The sequence below is a fragment of the Chitinophaga rhizophila genome, from assembly GCF_019492185.1.
Lineage (GTDB): Bacteria > Bacteroidota > Bacteroidia > Chitinophagales > Chitinophagaceae > Chitinophaga > Chitinophaga rhizophila.
The window spans coordinates 712529-730713 of record NZ_JAICCF010000001.1; the positions used below are offsets into that span (position 1 = coordinate 712529).

Consider the following 18185-nt stretch of genomic DNA (forward strand, 5'->3'; position numbering starts at 1 on the left):
AACCAGATATGATGAAAACAATCCTTTACATAATCGCCCTCTCCTTACCGCCATTCTTCACCAACGCACAACAACAACCTCCTGCTGACACCATGAAAGTTAAACAACTGAAAGACGTAGTTGTCACCGCCCGTACTCCGCAGGTAGAACGCAAGGCAGACCGTATTGTATACAATGTACAGAACAGTATCCTCGCCAGCGGCAGCACCGTGTGGGAAACCCTGCGCAGAGCGCCCGGCGTACAGACCAACGACAATGGTCAGGTCACTGCCAATAACAAAAGTATGACCATATACATTGACGGTAAACCTGTACAGATGACTGGCGAAAACCTGTCTGCATACCTCAGCGGATTACCTGCTGATAACATTTCCAGGATTGAAGTAATGCCGGTACCTCCCGCAAGATATGATGCACAAGGTGGTGGTATCATCAACATCATCACGAAAAAGTCAGGGAAGCAAGGCTTCAACGGTACCGCCAGTGCCGCCTATACCCAGGCTACACTGCCTGCCTATATGGCCAGCACCACCTTCAACTACCGGCAGGATAAACTCAACATTTATGGCAACTATGGTTATTCGGATAGGTCAGTCCGCCGCCTCATTGACGGTTATACGATCTATGAAACGCCTGCATCTTATGCAGACTGGAGAAACAACCGGATCATTAATCCACAAACCAATACGCATAGCTACCAGCTTGGCGCTGACTACAACATTAACCATAATCAGGTACTCGGTGTGCGCATGACAGGTTTCAACTCCGGCAGATCTACGTCCGCACGTATCGGCACAACTGTTTACAACGATTATCGCTCCGTAGCTGATTCCCTGCTGCTGACCGGCAACCGCGCCAAAGGCGCTACTGATAACTTTAGCTTCAATCTTAACTATAAGCTTAACCTGGATAGCGCAGGTACTTCCATGAATATCGACGTTGACTACGTACCGTATAAAAACACGGCTGAGCAGTATGTAAATACAACGACACATCTGCCGGATGGCAAGTACAATAATAACTTCGCTATCCTCACCCCCTCTTCGCAGCGCATTAATATCTGGTCTGGAAAGATAGATCTGACTTACAAAGCCTTCAAAAAATGGAATATGGAATCAGGGGTAAAATATAACAGCATCTCTTCCGACAATTCATTTCTCTATTATGATGTATTGTCTAAACCAACCTTCGACGCTGAAAGAAGTAACCAGTTCAGATATACTGAGAATACAGCTGCTGCTTATACCAGCATTAACAGCACGCTAGGCAAATGGTCTTTGCAGGCGGGTCTGAGAACGGAATATACCCGCACCACCGGCAATTCCATAACGTTAGATTCCATCAACAAAAAGAATTACCTCCGCCTCTTTCCTACTTTATTTGTTAACTACAAACTGTCAGACGATCATTCATTCGGCCTGAACTATAGTAGCCGCATAGAGCGTCCCGGATATATGCAGCTTAATCCTGCCCGGGTGTACAACAGTCCCTATAGCTACCAGCAGGGTAATCCTGCACTGCAACCTGCAGTGTTCACCAGCGGAGAACTCAGCTACACTTATAAACAGCAATATACTTTCTCAGCAGGATTCAACCAGATGAAAGGTCTGATGAGTAATGTGACTGTACAGGATAATACATCCAAAACATTTTATGACACGCAGCAGAACCTGGATGTGATCCGCGAATATTCGCTGCAGGTGATGGCCAACGTAAACCCTACCAGCTGGTGGCAGGTGACCGCAACACTCTGGGGTGCCTACCGCAAACAACACTCTATGTTCATCGATGGCTATTTCGCCTCCGGCAATTTTGTAGCCGACTTCAGCACAACACATGCCTTTGATATCAGTAAGAAGTGGGGATTGAAAGCCGAGCTGAATGCCAGGTATCAGTCACCTGTATACCAGGGTGTACTGCATGTAGCGCACACTTCTGATGTAAGTATTGGTATCAGTAAATCAGTGCTCAATAAACAGGGTACTATCAGACTTGCCTTTGCTGACATATTTTATGATAACCCGTATCAGCTGGACATCGCTTATCAGCGGCAACGGAACGGTATGCACATCAAAAACGATACAAGGAATGTTGCACTGTCCTTCTCTTATAAGTTTGGTAAGAACATCACGCCGGTGCGCAAAAGACAAACTGCCAGCGAAGAGGAACGAAGAAGAGCTAACTAACAAATACACTACAGAAGGAAGGCGTCCTGTCACTTACAGGACGCCTTTTGTATGAACACTAACAATTATCAGAAAATATAACGTACCCCCAGTTGCAGCTGCCACCTGGAGATCAGGTCCGGGTTAGTGATGAACGTCTGCTGCTGTGAAGGATCGAACTGGTAGATCGCTTTACCACTACCATCTCTGCCGGCAAAGCCCACTGGCTGATAATACCCGCTATTACTCGCATACTTACGCAGCCCCCATTGACTACTGATCAGATTACCCAGGTTGACTACGTCCAGACTAACCTGTACAGTACTGATTTTTTCTTTGCCCTTGAAGTTAAAGTCCTGTAATACGCGCATATCTATCTGGCTGAACCAGGGCGTTTCACCAGCGTATTTGCCTGTATACTGACCGCGATGACCACTCAGGTATTTATCCTGGTTTATAAAAGCTTCCAGTGCAGCCCCCTGTGCGGCCGCATCCTGTACATTACCTCCTGCGTCGGTCAGGGTTGCAAAGTTCATGTTCCTGATCTCTGCCGTAGTAGGCACATACATCAGGTCATTGGCAAATGAGCCGTCGTTATTTACATCTCCTCCGTATACATAAGAGAAGCGGTTGCCACTTGTCCAGTTGCCAAAGAAGGATATAGTGGTAGCATATTTACCACTACCATACTCAAACTTCTTGATACCTGCCAGGGTGAAACGGTGGGTATTACCATACAAAGAGGTGGATTCTACTGCACGATTTGCATTACCTAGTATCGGGTTACGGTCAAAAGCATCTCCTGAGATCTCTGCCGAGATAGAGCTGGCATCTTTTGCTATAAGGTAGTTATACCCTAACATCAGGAAATACCCCTTACCAAACGTCTGCTGCGCCTGGAATGTACCATTGAAAGAATACCCTGCTTTCACATTGGTGAATACATAAGTACCCGTACTACCTTTATCTGTAGCCTGATACACCTCCCTGGTATCGCCGGTACCCGAATTGAGTGTACCTGTTGGCCTACCTAGTCCGAAGTCGCGTACCATCATGGAGTTAATATCTTTTGAATAAGCAACGTCTGCGCTAAGCACTGTACCTGTAGGCAATTTAACATCCAGCCCAATATTGGAGCGCCATATCTGTGGCCATTTAAAGTTCCTGCCTGTCACATTGTAATAACCGGTAAATGGATTTCCTATAGCGTTCCCCACCCATACAAACGGGAATCTTCCGGTGAAGATACCGGTACCGCCGCGTAACTGTAAAGTCTTGTCGCCTTTGATATCCCAATTGAAACCCAGGCGTGGAGATACCAGTACCTTACCACTTGGCGTGCTGGTATTGTCAATGGTTTTTCCCGGACCATTCTGCACAGGATTACCGTTTTCATCAAACAGCGTCAGGTTATCTGTATTAGGAACAGTTGGAGAACCTGTTACAAAGGTACCCGAGAAAGTACCGTCCTGGTTTACGTTCGGACTATTATAGCTGGCCTTCGACGGGAAATAAAGGGCTTTGTCAAAACGTACGCCATAGGTCAGTTTAAAGTTACCCGCTACGTTAAACTCGTCCTGCAGATAAGCTGATACCTGTCCGACAGTAAGATAGTACCACGTCCACTGGTCAGCGGCTACCCGGTTTTTGGCATAGGTTACGCTGGCATCATATGAGCCTGTACCGACATTGGTCAGGAAAGAGGTAAGATCCACTCCGGAAAATACGTTGAAGCCAAAGCCTGTCAGGTTGAAAGAGTTGCCGAACTTAAACTGTTCATAGGAAGCGCCTATTGTCAGTGTATGTTTAGGCAGGATGATGTTGAAGTTATCCGTCAGCTGTAATGCATCCTGATTCAACCGGTTATTAATTGAAAACGGCTCATAGCCGGCTACGATGTATGGTACATTATATTTTGTGATATTCAATACCGGAAACGGGGAAGAGAAAGGATCGCGTCTGTCCCTGAAGGACGTAAATACAGCGCGGAATTTGTTGGAATAAGTATCGTTGAAATTTGACTTCAGCTCCAGGCCGAATGAGTGCAGTTTGTTGATCATATTATAACCGGAGTTCCTGAATTGCAGGGTGATGGCGTCTGGTCCGCGTCGGTTAATAGCGTTGGGGTGCGCGCCTTTTTCCTGTGATGCATCCAGGCCATTATAGGTAAACGACAGGGAATGTTTACTGTTGATCACCCAATCCAGTTTGGCCAGCCATTTATAATTCTTCCGCTTATACTCATAATCCTGGTAGGGACCTGTAACATATCCGTAGCGGTCCAGCAAAGCATCGCTAACAGCGATGAGGTCAGTTTCCAGTACACGGGAGGTTGTTACATCGCCTACATTGCTGTTATTTCTGGCTACATAGGCACTAGCACCGTCAGTACGTTGTTCCGTCTCGAAGTTGACAAAGTAGAACAGTTTATCCTTTTTGATAGCGCCGCCCAGGGAGAAGCCACCCTGAAAGTGGTCCAGCGTAGGTACTTTGAGTTGCTGACCGTCTATTTTATCTCCGGCAATTGCATCGTTCCTGTAGAATGCATATACCGTTCCGCCAAACTTATTGCTACCGCTTTTGGTCACTGTGTTTACACCTGCACCGGTAAAGCCGGACTGCGTCACGTCGTAAGGAGCGATGTTAATCTGTATCTGATCAATCGCGTCGAGCGATATAGGTTGCGCATTTGATTGCCCGCCGGGCGCAGGTGCATCCAGTCCGAACGGGTTATTGAACACAGCGCCATCGAGTGAAAAGTTATTATACTGTCCGTTTCTGCCGGCAAATGAAATTCCGTTATATGTCGGAGAGGCTGACGGAGTAAGACGCAGGTAATCATCCGCTGAACGCGAGATGGTAGGCAGTTGCCTGATCTGCTGGGAGCTGATATTGGTAGATGCTCCGGTACGCTGATCGTTGAAGATGGTAGAGCGACCGCTGACTACTACTTCATTAAGTTTGCCTGTCGATTCTGAGAGGCGAAGGTCTAACGCAGTGTTTTGTCCGAGAGTGAGGTACACCCCGGTAGCCGTTTCGGTCGCAAAGCCCGTATATGAGGCCGTAACTGTATATGGACCACCGACACGCAGGTTAGGTACTACGAAACTGCCGTCTGACTTGGTGACTAATCCTTTATTGATACCTGCGTCGGCAAAGGTTACCCGGATGGTTGCACCAGGCAGGGGTTGACCTGCTTCGTTCTTTACGATACCGCTTAAGGTGGCGGTGGTCACCTGGGCTTGCGTATTCAGTAGCAACAAACAGGCAATAAAGAGGCTTCCTAATAGCTTAGTTAGATTTGGTTGATACATCTTGTATGAATTGGGTGATTAATGGCTACAAATAATAACGTAAGCACGCGCCGTACAATCACAAACAACGGGTACAAGTTACTCCAATTTTCGCGGATTTATTGCTGTCGTAATGCAAATTACTCAGTGTCGGGCGGGTGTTTAAACACCTATTTCAGGGTATAACATGTGAGGCAGAAAGTCTAGTTCCCGACAGTAAAGAGGAGGCTGTGACGGTATGGGTGCAGGTCGGTTGTTATAATTAACCACCGGGTAGTAGTTAGGCAATGATCTATCATGAGGGACAAGGAACTATTGTCTTATTGAATGATCTCTTAATTAAGAATAGGGATAAGAGGAGTATTGGGTAATGGACGGAGAGCTTCCGGACGAACAAGGGACGAACTAGCGACGAACAAGAGGTGGACTTGAAACACACCCTTGCTGGTGTGTAGTTGGATAACCGGCAGGGGGTACAGCGCGTTGACGCAGTCAGGCGATGTTATAGTGAAGCCGGCAGGTTAATTTTGTACAAAGTACGCCTTAAAATTACCGTAGCAACACTTTTTTTTGTAGACTTGTGTAAAGATTCAGGGACAAACTTTTCAGCACTACCCCAAACGAACATCTGTCAGTCAACTAATATATTTTACTACTTAGACCCCATATTTCTCTGTACTATGCGTGAGGACCTCTTTATGCGCATCATCCCCTCAGCACCGGTTATTTCCGAACCGGGATTCCTGCTTTCATTGCGGGTCGCCTGGCCATGGAATACCTGCCTGACTATCTCGGGTATATTGCCTGTAGCCTGCTGGAGCATTGTTGCCATATGGATCGTTAGCATCATCAAAAGACCGGATGTCTATGGGAAGCGGCAGCATGAGCTATTGTTCAAGCTGAAGCAGCGACAGGTAATGGTACCCGTACAGCAGGTAAATATACAGGAAGCGGAGCGTAAGCGGATAGCAGCTGGCGCTACCATCCGGATGCGGTATTATCCTGACTACCCGGAGATGCTGGTGGAGGATGACGGCGTCAAACTACCACCTACTACCGCCCGGCCCTCAGGCATCGGCTTGTCAGGCGTGCATACCTGCTTGAAATCCATGGGAGGACATTTACACATCGATTCCGGTATTTCCGGCACCACCTTTATCATTCAAATTCCCGTAATTCCGCAACATGCAGCCAACCCTTAACGTCATCCTCGCAGATGATCACACCCTCTTTGCCGACGGCATCCGCGCCCTGCTGGAACAGGTGCCGCACATTACAGTACAGGGCATCGCTTCTAATGGCCAGGTATTGATAGAAATGCTACACCGCCACCAGCCCGATCTTGCCATCCTGGACATCAACATGCCCGTGCTGAATGGCCTGGAAGTAACAAAGGTTATCCGGAGAGACCTCCCCCAGGTCCGTACGATCATCCTTTCCAGCTATAATGATCCCCATCTGATATCGCTGTCCCTCGAATATGGGGCAGACGGTTACCTGATGAAGACTTGTAATCAGTATGAGTTATTACAGGGTATCAGCCTGGTCATGCAGGGAGAGAAGTGTTTTCCGCGCGTCCATAAACAGGCAGAACAGGAGGCAGAGCACCTCCCTTTCAGGGAATTTAACCTTACCAGACGGGAAACGGAGATCTTACACCTTATCAATCAACAGTTTACCAATCAGCAGATTGCTACGCATCTGTATCTGAGCATTTATACCGTCGAAACACACCGGAAAAATATTATGCAGAAACTGCACCTGAAAAGTCCTGCAGCCCTGACCCGTTTTCTCCTGGAGAAAGGGCTGTAACCAGTCGCCACAGCATCTACCATGCCATTCTGTCATTTTCGGATTTTATTACTTAGTTTTGCTTTCTTAAAATTACTTGAAAAGGATGCTGGAACAGGTTACAAAAGTGCATGACGAAAGTCGCCAGGGCGAGGCTTACGCGCCTGTGGCCGGAGAATCACAGACTTATACAAAGAAATTCTATATAGAGAGCTATGGTTGCCAGATGAACTTTAATGATAGTGAGATCGTGGCATCCATTCTAAAAGAGGAAGGCTTTGGTCCTACCCGTAATGTGGAGGAAGCCAGCCTGGTATTGCTGAATACGTGTTCGATCCGTGAGAAGGCGGAGACAACCGTACGCAAGCGATTGACGGAAATACGTAAGATAAAGCAGCGTAACCCGGAACTCCTGGTAGGAGTACTGGGCTGTATGGCGGAGCGCCTGAAGGCCAAACTACTGGAAGAGGAAAAACTGGTAGATATGGTGGTAGGCCCAGATGCCTACAGAACCCTGCCGGCCCTGATCGAAGAAGCAGAAACCGGCCAGAAAGCCGTGAATGTTATCCTGAGCAGGGAAGAAACCTATGGTGATATCAATCCTGTAAGACTGGACAGCAATGGTGTTACGGCCTTCGTTTCTATTATGCGTGGCTGTAATAACATGTGTTCTTTCTGTGTGGTACCATTCACCCGTGGCCGTGAGCGTAGCAGGGATACAGCGTCTGTTATCCAGGAAGCGACAGACCTGTTCAACAGGGGCTACCGCGAGGTAACACTGCTGGGGCAGAATGTGGACTCTTATTACTGGGTGAACCCGGATAATAATGATGATATCACCACCTTTGCCAATCTGCTGGAAGCAGTTGCACAGATCAGCCCATTGCTCAGAGTACGATTCAGTACCTCCCATCCCAAAGATATTACTGACGATGTCCTGCATACTATGGCCAGGTACGAGAATATCTGCAAATACATCCACCTGCCTATGCAGAGCGGAAGTACCCGTATACTGCAGCTGATGAACCGTACCTATACCAGGGAATGGTACATGAAAAAGGTAGACCGCATCCGCGAGATACTACCCGGCTGCGCCTTATCTACCGACGTCATCACCGGTTTCTGTACAGAAACAGAAGAAGACCACCAGGATACGATGACCCTGATGGACTATGCCCGCTATGACCTGGCATATATGTTCTTCTACTCTGAACGTCCGGGTACGCTGGCAGCACGCCGTTACCAGGATGATGTGCCGGAAGAGGTGAAGAAGCGCAGACTGGCAGAAGTGGTGGAACTACACCGTGGACAGTCACTCAGAAGTATGCAGCAGGACGTTGGTAAAACGTTCAAAGTACTGATAGAAGGTACTTCTAAACGTTCCGAAGATCAGCTTTTCGGCAGAACAGATCATAACAAGGTGGTAGTATTCCCGAAAGAGGACTTCCGCAAAGGTGAATATGTTTGGGTGAAGGTAGATGATTGTACTGCCGGCACCTTACTGGGAACTTCGACAGGGCGAGCTTAAAAGACAAATTAATTGGATCACAGCACTATTTACAGTGCCTCATGGCCTGTAAGTGGGTAAATTGAGGATGATATGGATAATAACATACAGTCCATTAAAAACAGGTTTGGCATTATAGGAAACTCTCCTGCATTGAATTATGCATTGCAGGTAGCAGCACAGGTATCCAACACGGATCTGACGGTGCTGATAGTAGGGGAAAGCGGCGTTGGTAAAGAGGCGTTTTCAAATGTTATCCATTCATTGAGTGCCCGTAAACATAATCCGTTTATTGCCGTAAACTGCGGTGCCATCCCTGAAGGGACTATTGACTCAGAACTTTTCGGCCACGAGAAAGGCTCCTTTACAGGAGCAGTAGATAGCCGGAAAGGTTATTTTGAAACCGTAAATGGCGGTACTATCTTCCTGGATGAGATCGGGGAAATGCCGCTGGGTACACAGGCCCGCCTGCTGCGCGTACTGGAAACAGGCGAGTTTATCAGGGTGGGTTCTTCCAAAGTACAGAAGACAGACGTAAGAGTCATTGCAGCAACCAACAGGGACCTGCTGGATCATACGCAACAGGGTAAGTTCAGGGAAGACCTCTATTATCGTCTGAATACAGTGCCGATCCGCGTTCCGGCCCTGAGAGACAGGAAAGAAGACATTCCTATCCTGTTCCGTAAGTTCTGTGTAGATTTCTCTGAGCGCTACAAAACACCGGCTATCCAGCTGGATGAAGAGGCCCGTAACATACTGGTGAACTATCCGTGGAGAGGTAACGTGCGTGAACTGAAGAATATGGCAGAACAGATCTCGGTATTATCGCCAGAGAAACTGATCAATGCCGATCAGCTCAGAACGTTCCTGAAAGATGCTCCCGAGGCTTCCAGACTGCCTATGTTAGCTTCCCCACAGGCCAAAAGCGGTGGCGACTTTGCCAGCGAAAGGGATATCCTGTACAAACTCTTCTTTGATATGAAGAAGGATGTGACAGAGCTGAAAAAGATGTTTTTCGATATCCTGCAGAACCCTGCCATGGCACACAATGGTAACTTCCAGGACAATCACGTACTGCACAGTTTCCATCCGCAGTCAGAGGTATCTGCTACAGCAGTATCAGTACCGCAGGCTATCTCATCCCCCCAACCGATCATACTGCAACAGGATAATAACAAAATAGATCACCACGAAGAGGTGGAAGAGACGTTATCTATTGCCGACAAAGAGAAAGAACTGATCGTCAAGGCCCTGAAAAAGCATAAGGGTAAAAGGAAAGATGCTGCGCTGGACCTCGGTATCTCTGAAAGAACATTATACAGAAAACTGAAAGAATACAACATTAACGAATAAGCTGGTTGTCTGCCGGAATGGATATTCCGGTAGACAGCCTCAATACATGTAAGATGATCAGATTAATTCAGGGATTACTTGCCATCAGCTTAGTGCTTGTACTGGGTGGATGCTCAGTTCATTATTCCGCATCAGGAGCAAGTATAGAACAAGGCGCTAAAACAGTCAATGTCCGTTTCATCGAAAACAGGGCTCCTATCAACAACCCTACACTAAGCCAGAACCTGACTGAGCGGCTGCGTAACAAAGTGCAGGCGCAGACTAAACTGGTACAGATCAATGAGGAAGGGGCCGACTATGAGTTTAAGGGCAATGTGACTGGTTACTCTTTCAGCAATGCCGCAGTAACGAATGTGGACCAGGCAGCTACCTCCAGGCTGACAGTAACAATCAGTATTACTTTTATAAAGCGTATCGGTGACAAGAAAGGGTTTACCCAGTCGTTTACCCGCTCTGCTGACTTCTCCGCATCTGCGCTTCCGAGTACAGTGGAAAATAACCTGCTGGAAACAACTATTCTGCCACAGATCGTAGATGACATTTTCAATAAAGCGTTTGCTAACTGGTAAGTATTACAAAAACTTTCGTATTTAACTTTTTTTCATACTTTAGCAGCCATGACCGCAAACAGGATTGTCCAACACATATTCCAGCAACCTGATATCAAGCTGGTTGACGAGTCCGCCCTTGAGCGACTGGTGTCTTCCTATCCGTACTTTACGGCTGCCCGCCTGCTGCTGGCGCGTAAACAGTATACGATACATAAAAACCTGCTGTCGCCAGCTGTTAAGAAGGCACAGCAGTACAGCAACAATATGCACTACTTCTACCGCTTTGTCACTACAGACGAGAAAAGTCTCGCTGTTGTGGAAGAAGCGCCGGTAGTACCAGCAGCTGTTGCTCCGGAGGAGACGCCTGTATTTTCTGTAGAGGAAAGCGCACCAGTGGCGGAACCAGTACAGACACCTGTAAATGAGCCGGTTGCAGCATTTGAAGCGCCAGCACCTTTACCAGTGCCGGAAGCACCGGCAGCTGTTGCTACAGTAGCAGAAATACCTGAGCCTGAGGCAATAACGACACAGCAGCCGACGCCAGAACCGCCTGCATTTATACCGGAAGCGCCTGTTACAGCCGCTACTATTGCCGCATCACCTGCAGCTCCGCCGGTAGAGGATACGCCGGCTGAAGAAGAGGAAGCCGATATCTCAGCATGGGATGAACCAGTTACCACCCCTGCTGAGGAAGAAGAAAAGGAGGAGGAAGAGGAAGCTATAACGGTGACTGCAAATGAGGTACAAACAGCGCCTGTGGAGGAAACACCGGCTATTGCACCCTTAGCGGAAGCACCGGTTGTACATGTTGAGGCTGTGCCATCAGCACCTGCGCCGGCCACTATAAAGATATTCCCGCTGGATACTTCAGCGCCAGAAGATAACTCACTGACCTTCCAGCCATTATATAGCGATGACTATTTCGCATACAAACGCCTGAAAGATCCGGAGCATGCTGAAACCCTTAACGAGAAGGGAGCAGCAGAAATGAAGAGCTTCACTTCCTGGCTGAGAGAGATGAAAACTACCTTTGCAGAAAAGGCCAGTAAGAAGTGGTACCAGGAGCAGATGAACCGTAGCTATGAAGATGCTAATCCGGAAGTTTCTGAGGCAGTAGAGAAGATGGCAATGGAGTCTATTACGCTGAACAATGACATTGTATCAGAGACACTTGCAGAGATCTGGGCCCGCCAGCAGAAGTACCAGACAGCGATCCATATATATCAAAAATTAAGTTTGCTTAATCCCAACAAAAGCGCTTATTTTGCGCAAAAGATTAAAGAACTTCAGTTACTAACAGAAAAAAGTTAACTTATATACTATGTTATTGATTTTCGGCATTTTAATCATCCTGGCCTGTGTGCTTTTGGGCTTTTTCGTACTGGTACAGAACCCAAAAGGTGGTGGTTTATCCGGTAATTTAGGTGGATTTGGCAACCAGGTGATGGGTGTACGCCAGACTACAGATGTACTCGAAAAAGGTACCTGGGTATTGTCTGCTATCATTGCCGTTCTTTGCCTGACATCTTCCCTGTTCATCAGCAGAGGTACTACTCCTGAAACAAGGAAAGCAATCATGGAACAAAATGCTAACGTGCCAACAGCTCCGGCTCCGGCACCTGCTACTCCGGTAACTCCGGCTCCGTAGCCAGCACCAGGAAAGTAATCAGTGCTGTAAAAGCTATTTCAGAACCTCGCCCTTACAAGCGAGGTTTTTTATTGAATATCATCCTATGGCAAAGAAAAGTAAAGCAAAAAAAAGTCAGCCCGGGAATGTATGGATGAAACGTCTGCTGGTAGCTGCCGCCGCAATCATAGCCGGCCTGCTGGTATACGTAGGTTATCGTGTGTTTGGACCCAATACCAAAACCTTTGGCGACACTAAGTTCTTCTATGTACACACCGGCAGTACCTATAAAGATGTACTCGACGGACTCGAAGAACAGGAAATTATCCGCAGCCGCACCAGCTTTGACTGGGTGGCCCGCGAACTGAGTTACCCAAGTAAGGTAAAAGCAGGTAAGTACAAGATCAGCAAGGGCATGAGCAATTTTGACCTGGTCAAAATGCTGCGCTCCGGAAAGCAGGTTCCTGTCAACCTCACTATCACCAAACTGCGTACAAAGCAGGACCTTACCAGGAAGATCAGTCACAACCTGGAAGCTGATTCAGCTACCTTCAGGGCGTTATTAAGCGACCAGGTATACCTCCGCCAGTTTGGCCTGGATACTAACACGGTCATGAGTGCCTTCATGCCTAATAGTTACCAGTTCTACTGGAACACCAGCGCAGAGAATGTCTTTAAGAAGATCCAGAAGGAAACAGAAGAGTTCTGGACAGATGAACGGAAGGCTTCCGCCCGCCGCCTGGGACTAACGCCGGTACAGGTAGTTATCCTGGCCTCTATCGTTGATGAAGAGACCAATAAAAACGATGAAAAACCGATGATCTCCAGCGTATATCTGAACCGCTTCCGCAAAGGTATGCGCCTGCAGGCCGACCCGACGGTGAAGTTTGCCTTGCAGGACTTCTCCATCAGAAGGATCAGGGAAAAGCATATCAATTACGAGTCGCCTTACAATACCTACCAGGTAGCCGGCCTGCCCCCGGGACCCATCTGTACCCCTTCTATCAAATCGATTGAAGCAGTACTGAATACACCTGATACCGATTACATCTATTTCTGTGCAAAGGCCGACTTCTCCGGATATCACGCCTTCGCCGCTACCTATGCAGAGCACATGAAGAATGCACGTGCATTCCACCAGGCGCTCAACGCAAGAGGTATATAACCACTGATTTACCTGATGCCATTCAGACCCGAACAGATCATTCTTGAATCAAAGCCTTTTCGCCGATTGGTCAATATCAGTAAGACGCTGGTATTACCAGGTTTCGAGGGGGTACCTTTGTATGATGTGGTGAAGTTCTTTCTGAAGGAAATGAATAACAGGAGTCTGGGGGAACGGGCAGCAGCTATTGCATTTAACTTCCTGCTGGCTATTCCCCCATTCTTTATCTTCCTGTTTACACTCGTACCGTATATTCCCATGAAGAATGTGGAAGCTACCTTGTACGAGCTGGCTGAAGACGTTACCCCAAACTATAATACCTACATCATTATACGGGACATGATCCATGACTTCCTGTATACCCACCGTAATGGATTGTTGTCCATAGCGTTCCTGATGGGCTTCTTTGCCTCATCGAATGCTGTAATGGGTATAGCCAGGTCGTTCAATAAGAAACTACCCGGATTCCGCAGAAGGAAATGGTGGCAGAAACGCCTGATGGCCCTCAAACTAACGGCCCTGCTTATCTTCCTGTTACTGCTGACAGTGATCCTGATTATTGCACAGGGTACTATCCTGAGCTTCATTTTCAACTATTTCGGTATTACTAACCACCGTATATTGTCGCTGGCTGACGTGGCACGCTGGGTACTGATTGGTTTATTGTTCTTTTCTATGCTATCAGTGATCTACCGGTTCGTGCCGGCAACTACTAAAAAGTGGAAGTTTATTACAGCAGGTTCTATATTTGCCACCGTTCTGATGATATTGATGACCATTCTATTCTCCTTCTTTGTCAATAACTTCGGTAACTATAACAAAATCTACGGTTCTGTTGGTACCATCCTGATACTTATGTTGTCTGTCTACTTCTATTCCTATATCCTGTTAATTGGCTTTGAACTGAATACGAGTATCCGTATTCTGAAAGAGATTTCTAATATGAAAAAGGAAGATCTGCCACAGGAAGTAGAGTAACAGGCCTACTGATTTCAGTAAAATTTGGCATTTCGGTCGCTCTTCTATGTTAACTTTTTACCATAGCCCCCTCCCCTGCTCCTGAAGAGATTAAAGCATTGATTTACATTTTAATTCAGCCAATTTACCACTGTTTGCCGGTGTCAGGGAGTGAGTGGTTGCTCAAGGTCATCGGGGTGCATCATTGCGTTTACAAGGGACTGTTTTTCAACAGGTATCAGTACCGGAAATGCCTCCGGCAAAGCGGCCGAAACCCTTACCAGCAGAAGGATCATAGGGACTCTTATTTAACGGGAGGGAAGTGCATAAATTAGATAAAAATCTCACATATTCGTATCTTTGTAGAGGAATCTCAGGTCGGTTCCAGGCATTGTTTCATATTGTCGTGATAAAGCGACAAACACCGTTAACCTGAAACCTATATTTATGAAAACACTACACTGTCAACTTTTACTCTGCTGCTGGCTGGTAGCCATGCGCGCACCTGTGTCCATACCTTTGGAACCAGGAGCCCCCTTACCTAAAGCGGACCTTGTATTACAGGACTGTACCGGTAGGGAAATTACATTGAATAAAGCCAGAATGGACAATGGTCTGCTGGTCATGTTCTCGGGCAATACCTGTCCGTATATCGAAAGGAATCAGCTACGCACCCAGGAAATCTGCAAATATGCCCTCAGTAATAATATCGGGGTAGTACTGGTTAATTCCAATACTACAGGTGCGGATGAAAAGGCTATCCTGGAAGCAATGAAAACATATGCTACCGGTCAACAGTATAACTGGTATTATGTTGCTGATAAAAAAGCCGAATTAGCAGACGCTTTTGAGGCGAATCATATGCCGGAGTGTTACTTATTTAACCAGCAGGCAAAGCTGGTCTATAAGGGCGCAATTGATGACAATCCGGGCAATGCAGACGCTGTGAAGATGCGACACCTTAATATTGCCATCAGTGAAATGCTGGCAGGTAAAGCGGTAAAAATAAGTTCGACGCCGGCACTAGGCTGTAACATCAAAAGATTCTGATAACCAGGCATCAACAATCAAGATGCTGGAATATACATATGGAAAGAGCCTGTACCGGTAGTCCGATACAGGCTCTTTCCATATACCATTGATAGCTGATAGTTGCTGAATAAGGCATACGCTAATTCCTGAGTATGTATACTTCATTTCTGCTTCTTGATATCCACTTGCTTACCATACCATGAACAAGGCATTTCCAAATAGCAGCTTACCATTCTCCCAGAAGCTTCTGAACAAAGGATCGTCCGCCATCATTACAATCTTCCCCTCTCCCATTTCCCGTACACCGAATAACAATCCGTCTTTTAACCTTTTACGCGTTTCAGTGCCTACAAAGCCGCTGAGATAGTTGTCCTTTTTGACAATGCCGACGTTCCAGCCACCTTCATCCAGGTAGTCATAGATACGGCTATCCTGTTTAAGGGTATAGTATACCGCAGGAAACCCGAATGCCAGCGGATGAGTAACATCCAGCTGTACTTTGTATATAGCGCCGGGAATCATCTGCTTAACGCCTTCCCTTTCACGGTTAGCATATGGCTTAAGCAAAGCATATTCATCCTTGTTGTCTTCCTTATCTTCATCTGTTTTCTTCAGATGAATGCCCCAGTCCAGCGACGCAATCTGCGCAAGTGCATCCTGCATGGCGATTAGCTTGCCACCACCGGTAATCCAGTCTCTGAGTTTATTGGTATTGTCTTTTTCACTCAGATAGCGGTATTCTCCGTCAGGCAGTATCAATACATCAAGGGCTTTCCAGTTGATGCGGGACAACTGTTTTTCGTCTACTATAGTCAGCGGGTATCCGATCTGCTGTTCAAAGAAATGCCATACTTCCCCGGCAGCCAGGGAAGACACGCCTTCCCCCATCACCACAGCCACGCGGATAGGCTTAATGAAGCGTACTTTTTCAGAGCCGAAATCAACCCCTTTTTCTACGAATCCTGTACTGACAGCGTCCAGGGTTGTCTTGTAGGTATTGGCCAGATTGACAACCTGTTCATCAAACTGTGGCCCGGCTGTTTCATTACCGGAGCGGGTGATAATCAGTGTTCCTGCCGGGAATGATTTACCGCCTGCTATGAAGTCGCCTTCAGCATATCTGACCCTGATCCGCTTCTGCAACAGTGCAGACAGGAAGCGAACATCTTTGACACTGTTCCATCGGGCCAGGTAAGCATATGGGCGTTGGGCAACCAAGGCCGTGTTAACAGTCACCTGCAGACTATCCTTTGCAGGAGTCAGTGGTTGCCGCAAGGCATACGTCTGCAATCCGTAGGCATATGGCAGAGACCATGCTGTGATATCGTAGGTAACTGAGTCAGAAAGGCGAGAGTCAGGTTCAAACAGTACTTTCAGCAGGTTAGACCTAGCCTGGGCTGCACTGATGACCATATCTTCCTTTTCGATGGTTAAATTCTCGGTCTTCCCGCTGAAATAGTTAAAGCCACTTGCTTTAGTTACACCTGCACCATACCCGAAACGGATACCGTTTTTGTTCAGCAGGTTACCCAGAGAAGCCAGTTTCTCACTATTGCCCGCAGCCTTCACTACATAGGACTGGTAAGGGCCGTCGGGAGTATGTAATGCATCATAAAAGTATTTTGTAAACTCCTTCAGCAACTGCGCTGATTCCTGTGAGGCTATTTCTATAGTAGATAAACCGGTAGTACGATGATGGGCAATACGCTGGGATAATGTCAGGGTGTCTCCATCCTGCTTTAATCCTGCCAGTCCGGCCCTTCCTCCTCCCCCTTGCTCATAGGTCATGCCAATAGCACCGTTGTAAGTAGGATAGGTATCTCCGTAACTGGGGTAGAACATATCGAAGAACTCCTTCGTGAAATATAGCCAGCCTTCCTTATCAAAATAACGGGCATTGTTCTTTCCGATCAGCATCTGCATACTACGTTGCCAGGGCTTTATAATATCATGAAAAGGTTCTGCCGCAGGAGCAAAATAGTAAGGCGCATCAATTGACTGCTCGTGAAAGTCAACATGTACCTGTGGCATCCAGCGGCTATACCAGGCAACGCGTTGCTGCGACTCTACCTGTGTTTGCCATGCCCAGTCCCGGTTCAGGTCAAAGTAGTAATGATTGGCCCTTCCTCCGGGCCATGGCTCATTATGTTCTCTGGAGAAAAGTAGCGGGTCCGGATACCGGGTATGTATCTGGTTGTAGTAACTGACATATCTTTCCCTTCCGTCAGGATTCAAACAGGGGTCAATGATGACCACTACATGCTTCAGCCAATCCTGTTGTTCTTTATTGGCCGGATTAGCCAGCATGTACAAAGTAGTCATAGCAGCCTCTGTAGACACCGCTTCGTTACCATGTACATTATAACTGAGCCAGACAATTACCGGATCGCCGGCAGCAGGTGTACCTGTACCATTAGATAGTTCAAGATTATGTGTGCGGATCTGTTCTATTTTGCCGGCGTTCTCCGGAGCTGTGATGACTGCCAGCATCAGGGGTCTGCCTTCATAAGTTGAGCCATATTGCGTCAGCTGCATGTTAGGTGTAACAGCCGCAACGGCCTTAAAATACTCCAGTACGCGATGATGTGGGGTGAATTGTGTCCCGAGCGCATAACCAAGAAACTGGTCAGGCGTAGGCAGGTGCTGAGAAAAGCCTGTCTGCATGATCAGCAGTAGTAGGGATGATAACAGGAATTTGCGCATAGTAGTCCTTCTGTTTATGCACCTAAGGTAAACAATTGCAG

14 protein-coding genes are annotated in these 18185 nt (G+C 47.2%); 11 read left to right on the top strand and 3 right to left on the bottom strand.

The annotated features are described in order from the left end of the window. The first annotated feature begins 11 nt into the window (after nucleotides 1-11). Nucleotides 12-2186, top strand: a complete 2175-nt coding sequence (locus K1Y79_RS02655) for a TonB-dependent receptor domain-containing protein (RefSeq protein ID WP_220248452.1) — start codon at nucleotides 12-14, stop codon at nucleotides 2184-2186. 68 nt (nucleotides 2187-2254) lie between these two features. Here K1Y79_RS02655 and K1Y79_RS02660 read toward each other — a convergent pair whose 3' ends face one another. Next, entirely contained in the window at nucleotides 2255-5479 is a 3225-nt protein-coding gene (locus tag K1Y79_RS02660) for a TonB-dependent receptor (protein WP_220248453.1), read from the bottom strand. 659 nt (nucleotides 5480-6138) lie between these two features. On the opposite strand from K1Y79_RS02660, the gene K1Y79_RS02665 reads away from it, so the two are divergent. The 9 genes from K1Y79_RS02665 to K1Y79_RS02705 all read left to right on the top strand — a co-directional run bounded on the left by K1Y79_RS02665 (nucleotide 6139) and on the right by K1Y79_RS02705 (nucleotide 14430). Continuing rightward, on the top strand, nucleotides 6139-6660 hold the full coding sequence (locus K1Y79_RS02665; protein WP_220248454.1) for a sensor histidine kinase: 522 nt from the start codon (nucleotides 6139-6141) through the stop codon (nucleotides 6658-6660). Then, complete coding sequence (locus K1Y79_RS02670) at nucleotides 6644-7270, top strand: response regulator transcription factor (RefSeq protein ID WP_220248455.1); 627 nt, start codon at nucleotides 6644-6646, stop codon at nucleotides 7268-7270. The genes K1Y79_RS02665 and K1Y79_RS02670 overlap by 17 nt, the downstream gene beginning before the upstream one ends. 85 nt (nucleotides 7271-7355) lie before the next feature. Then, nucleotides 7356-8777 (top strand): tRNA (N6-isopentenyl adenosine(37)-C2)-methylthiotransferase MiaB, encoded by a 1422-nt coding sequence (gene miaB, locus K1Y79_RS02675; protein WP_220248456.1) that lies wholly within the window; start codon nucleotides 7356-7358, stop codon nucleotides 8775-8777. Nucleotides 8778-8849: 72 nt separating this feature from the next. Then, nucleotides 8850-10109 carry a sigma-54 interaction domain-containing protein gene (locus tag K1Y79_RS02680; RefSeq protein ID WP_220248457.1) on the top strand — a complete coding sequence of 420 codons (1260 nt, stop codon included), beginning with the start codon at nucleotides 8850-8852 and terminating at the stop codon, nucleotides 10107-10109. A gap of 53 nt (nucleotides 10110-10162) precedes the next feature. Beyond that, nucleotides 10163-10678, top strand: coding sequence for an LPS assembly lipoprotein LptE (gene lptE, locus K1Y79_RS02685; RefSeq protein WP_220248458.1), 516 nt, complete (start codon nucleotides 10163-10165; stop codon nucleotides 10676-10678). A 48-nt stretch (nucleotides 10679-10726) separates the two neighbouring features. Next, on the top strand, nucleotides 10727-11971 hold the full coding sequence (locus tag K1Y79_RS02690) for a hypothetical protein (protein WP_220248459.1): 1245 nt from the start codon (nucleotides 10727-10729) through the stop codon (nucleotides 11969-11971). Between the two features lie 10 nt (nucleotides 11972-11981). Next, a complete protein-coding gene (secG, locus tag K1Y79_RS02695) occupies nucleotides 11982-12308 on the top strand; it encodes a preprotein translocase subunit SecG (protein WP_220248460.1) in 327 nt (108 codons plus the stop codon). 85 nt (nucleotides 12309-12393) lie between these two features. Beyond that, complete coding sequence (gene mltG / locus K1Y79_RS02700) at nucleotides 12394-13452, top strand: endolytic transglycosylase MltG (protein ID WP_220248461.1); 1059 nt, start codon at nucleotides 12394-12396, stop codon at nucleotides 13450-13452. Nucleotides 13453-13467: 15 nt separating this feature from the next. Then, on the top strand, nucleotides 13468-14430 hold the full coding sequence (locus K1Y79_RS02705) for a YihY/virulence factor BrkB family protein (RefSeq protein ID WP_220248462.1): 963 nt from the start codon (nucleotides 13468-13470) through the stop codon (nucleotides 14428-14430). 143 nt (nucleotides 14431-14573) lie between these two features. Here K1Y79_RS02705 and K1Y79_RS29250 read toward each other — a convergent pair whose 3' ends face one another. Then, the gene (locus K1Y79_RS29250; protein WP_262903153.1) at nucleotides 14574-14705 is read right to left on the bottom strand and encodes a hypothetical protein; all 132 of its coding nucleotides are present in this window, start codon (nucleotides 14703-14705) and stop codon (nucleotides 14574-14576) included. A 151-nt stretch (nucleotides 14706-14856) separates the two neighbouring features. On the opposite strand from K1Y79_RS29250, the gene K1Y79_RS02710 reads away from it, so the two are divergent. After that, nucleotides 14857-15459 (top strand): redoxin domain-containing protein, encoded by a 603-nt coding sequence (locus tag K1Y79_RS02710; RefSeq protein WP_236059457.1) that lies wholly within the window; start codon nucleotides 14857-14859, stop codon nucleotides 15457-15459. Nucleotides 15460-15630: 171 nt separating this feature from the next. Here K1Y79_RS02710 and K1Y79_RS02715 read toward each other — a convergent pair whose 3' ends face one another. Then, nucleotides 15631-18144 (bottom strand): M14 metallopeptidase family protein, encoded by a 2514-nt coding sequence (locus K1Y79_RS02715; RefSeq protein ID WP_220248463.1) that lies wholly within the window; start codon nucleotides 18142-18144, stop codon nucleotides 15631-15633. Between the last annotated feature and the right edge of the window lie 41 nt (nucleotides 18145-18185).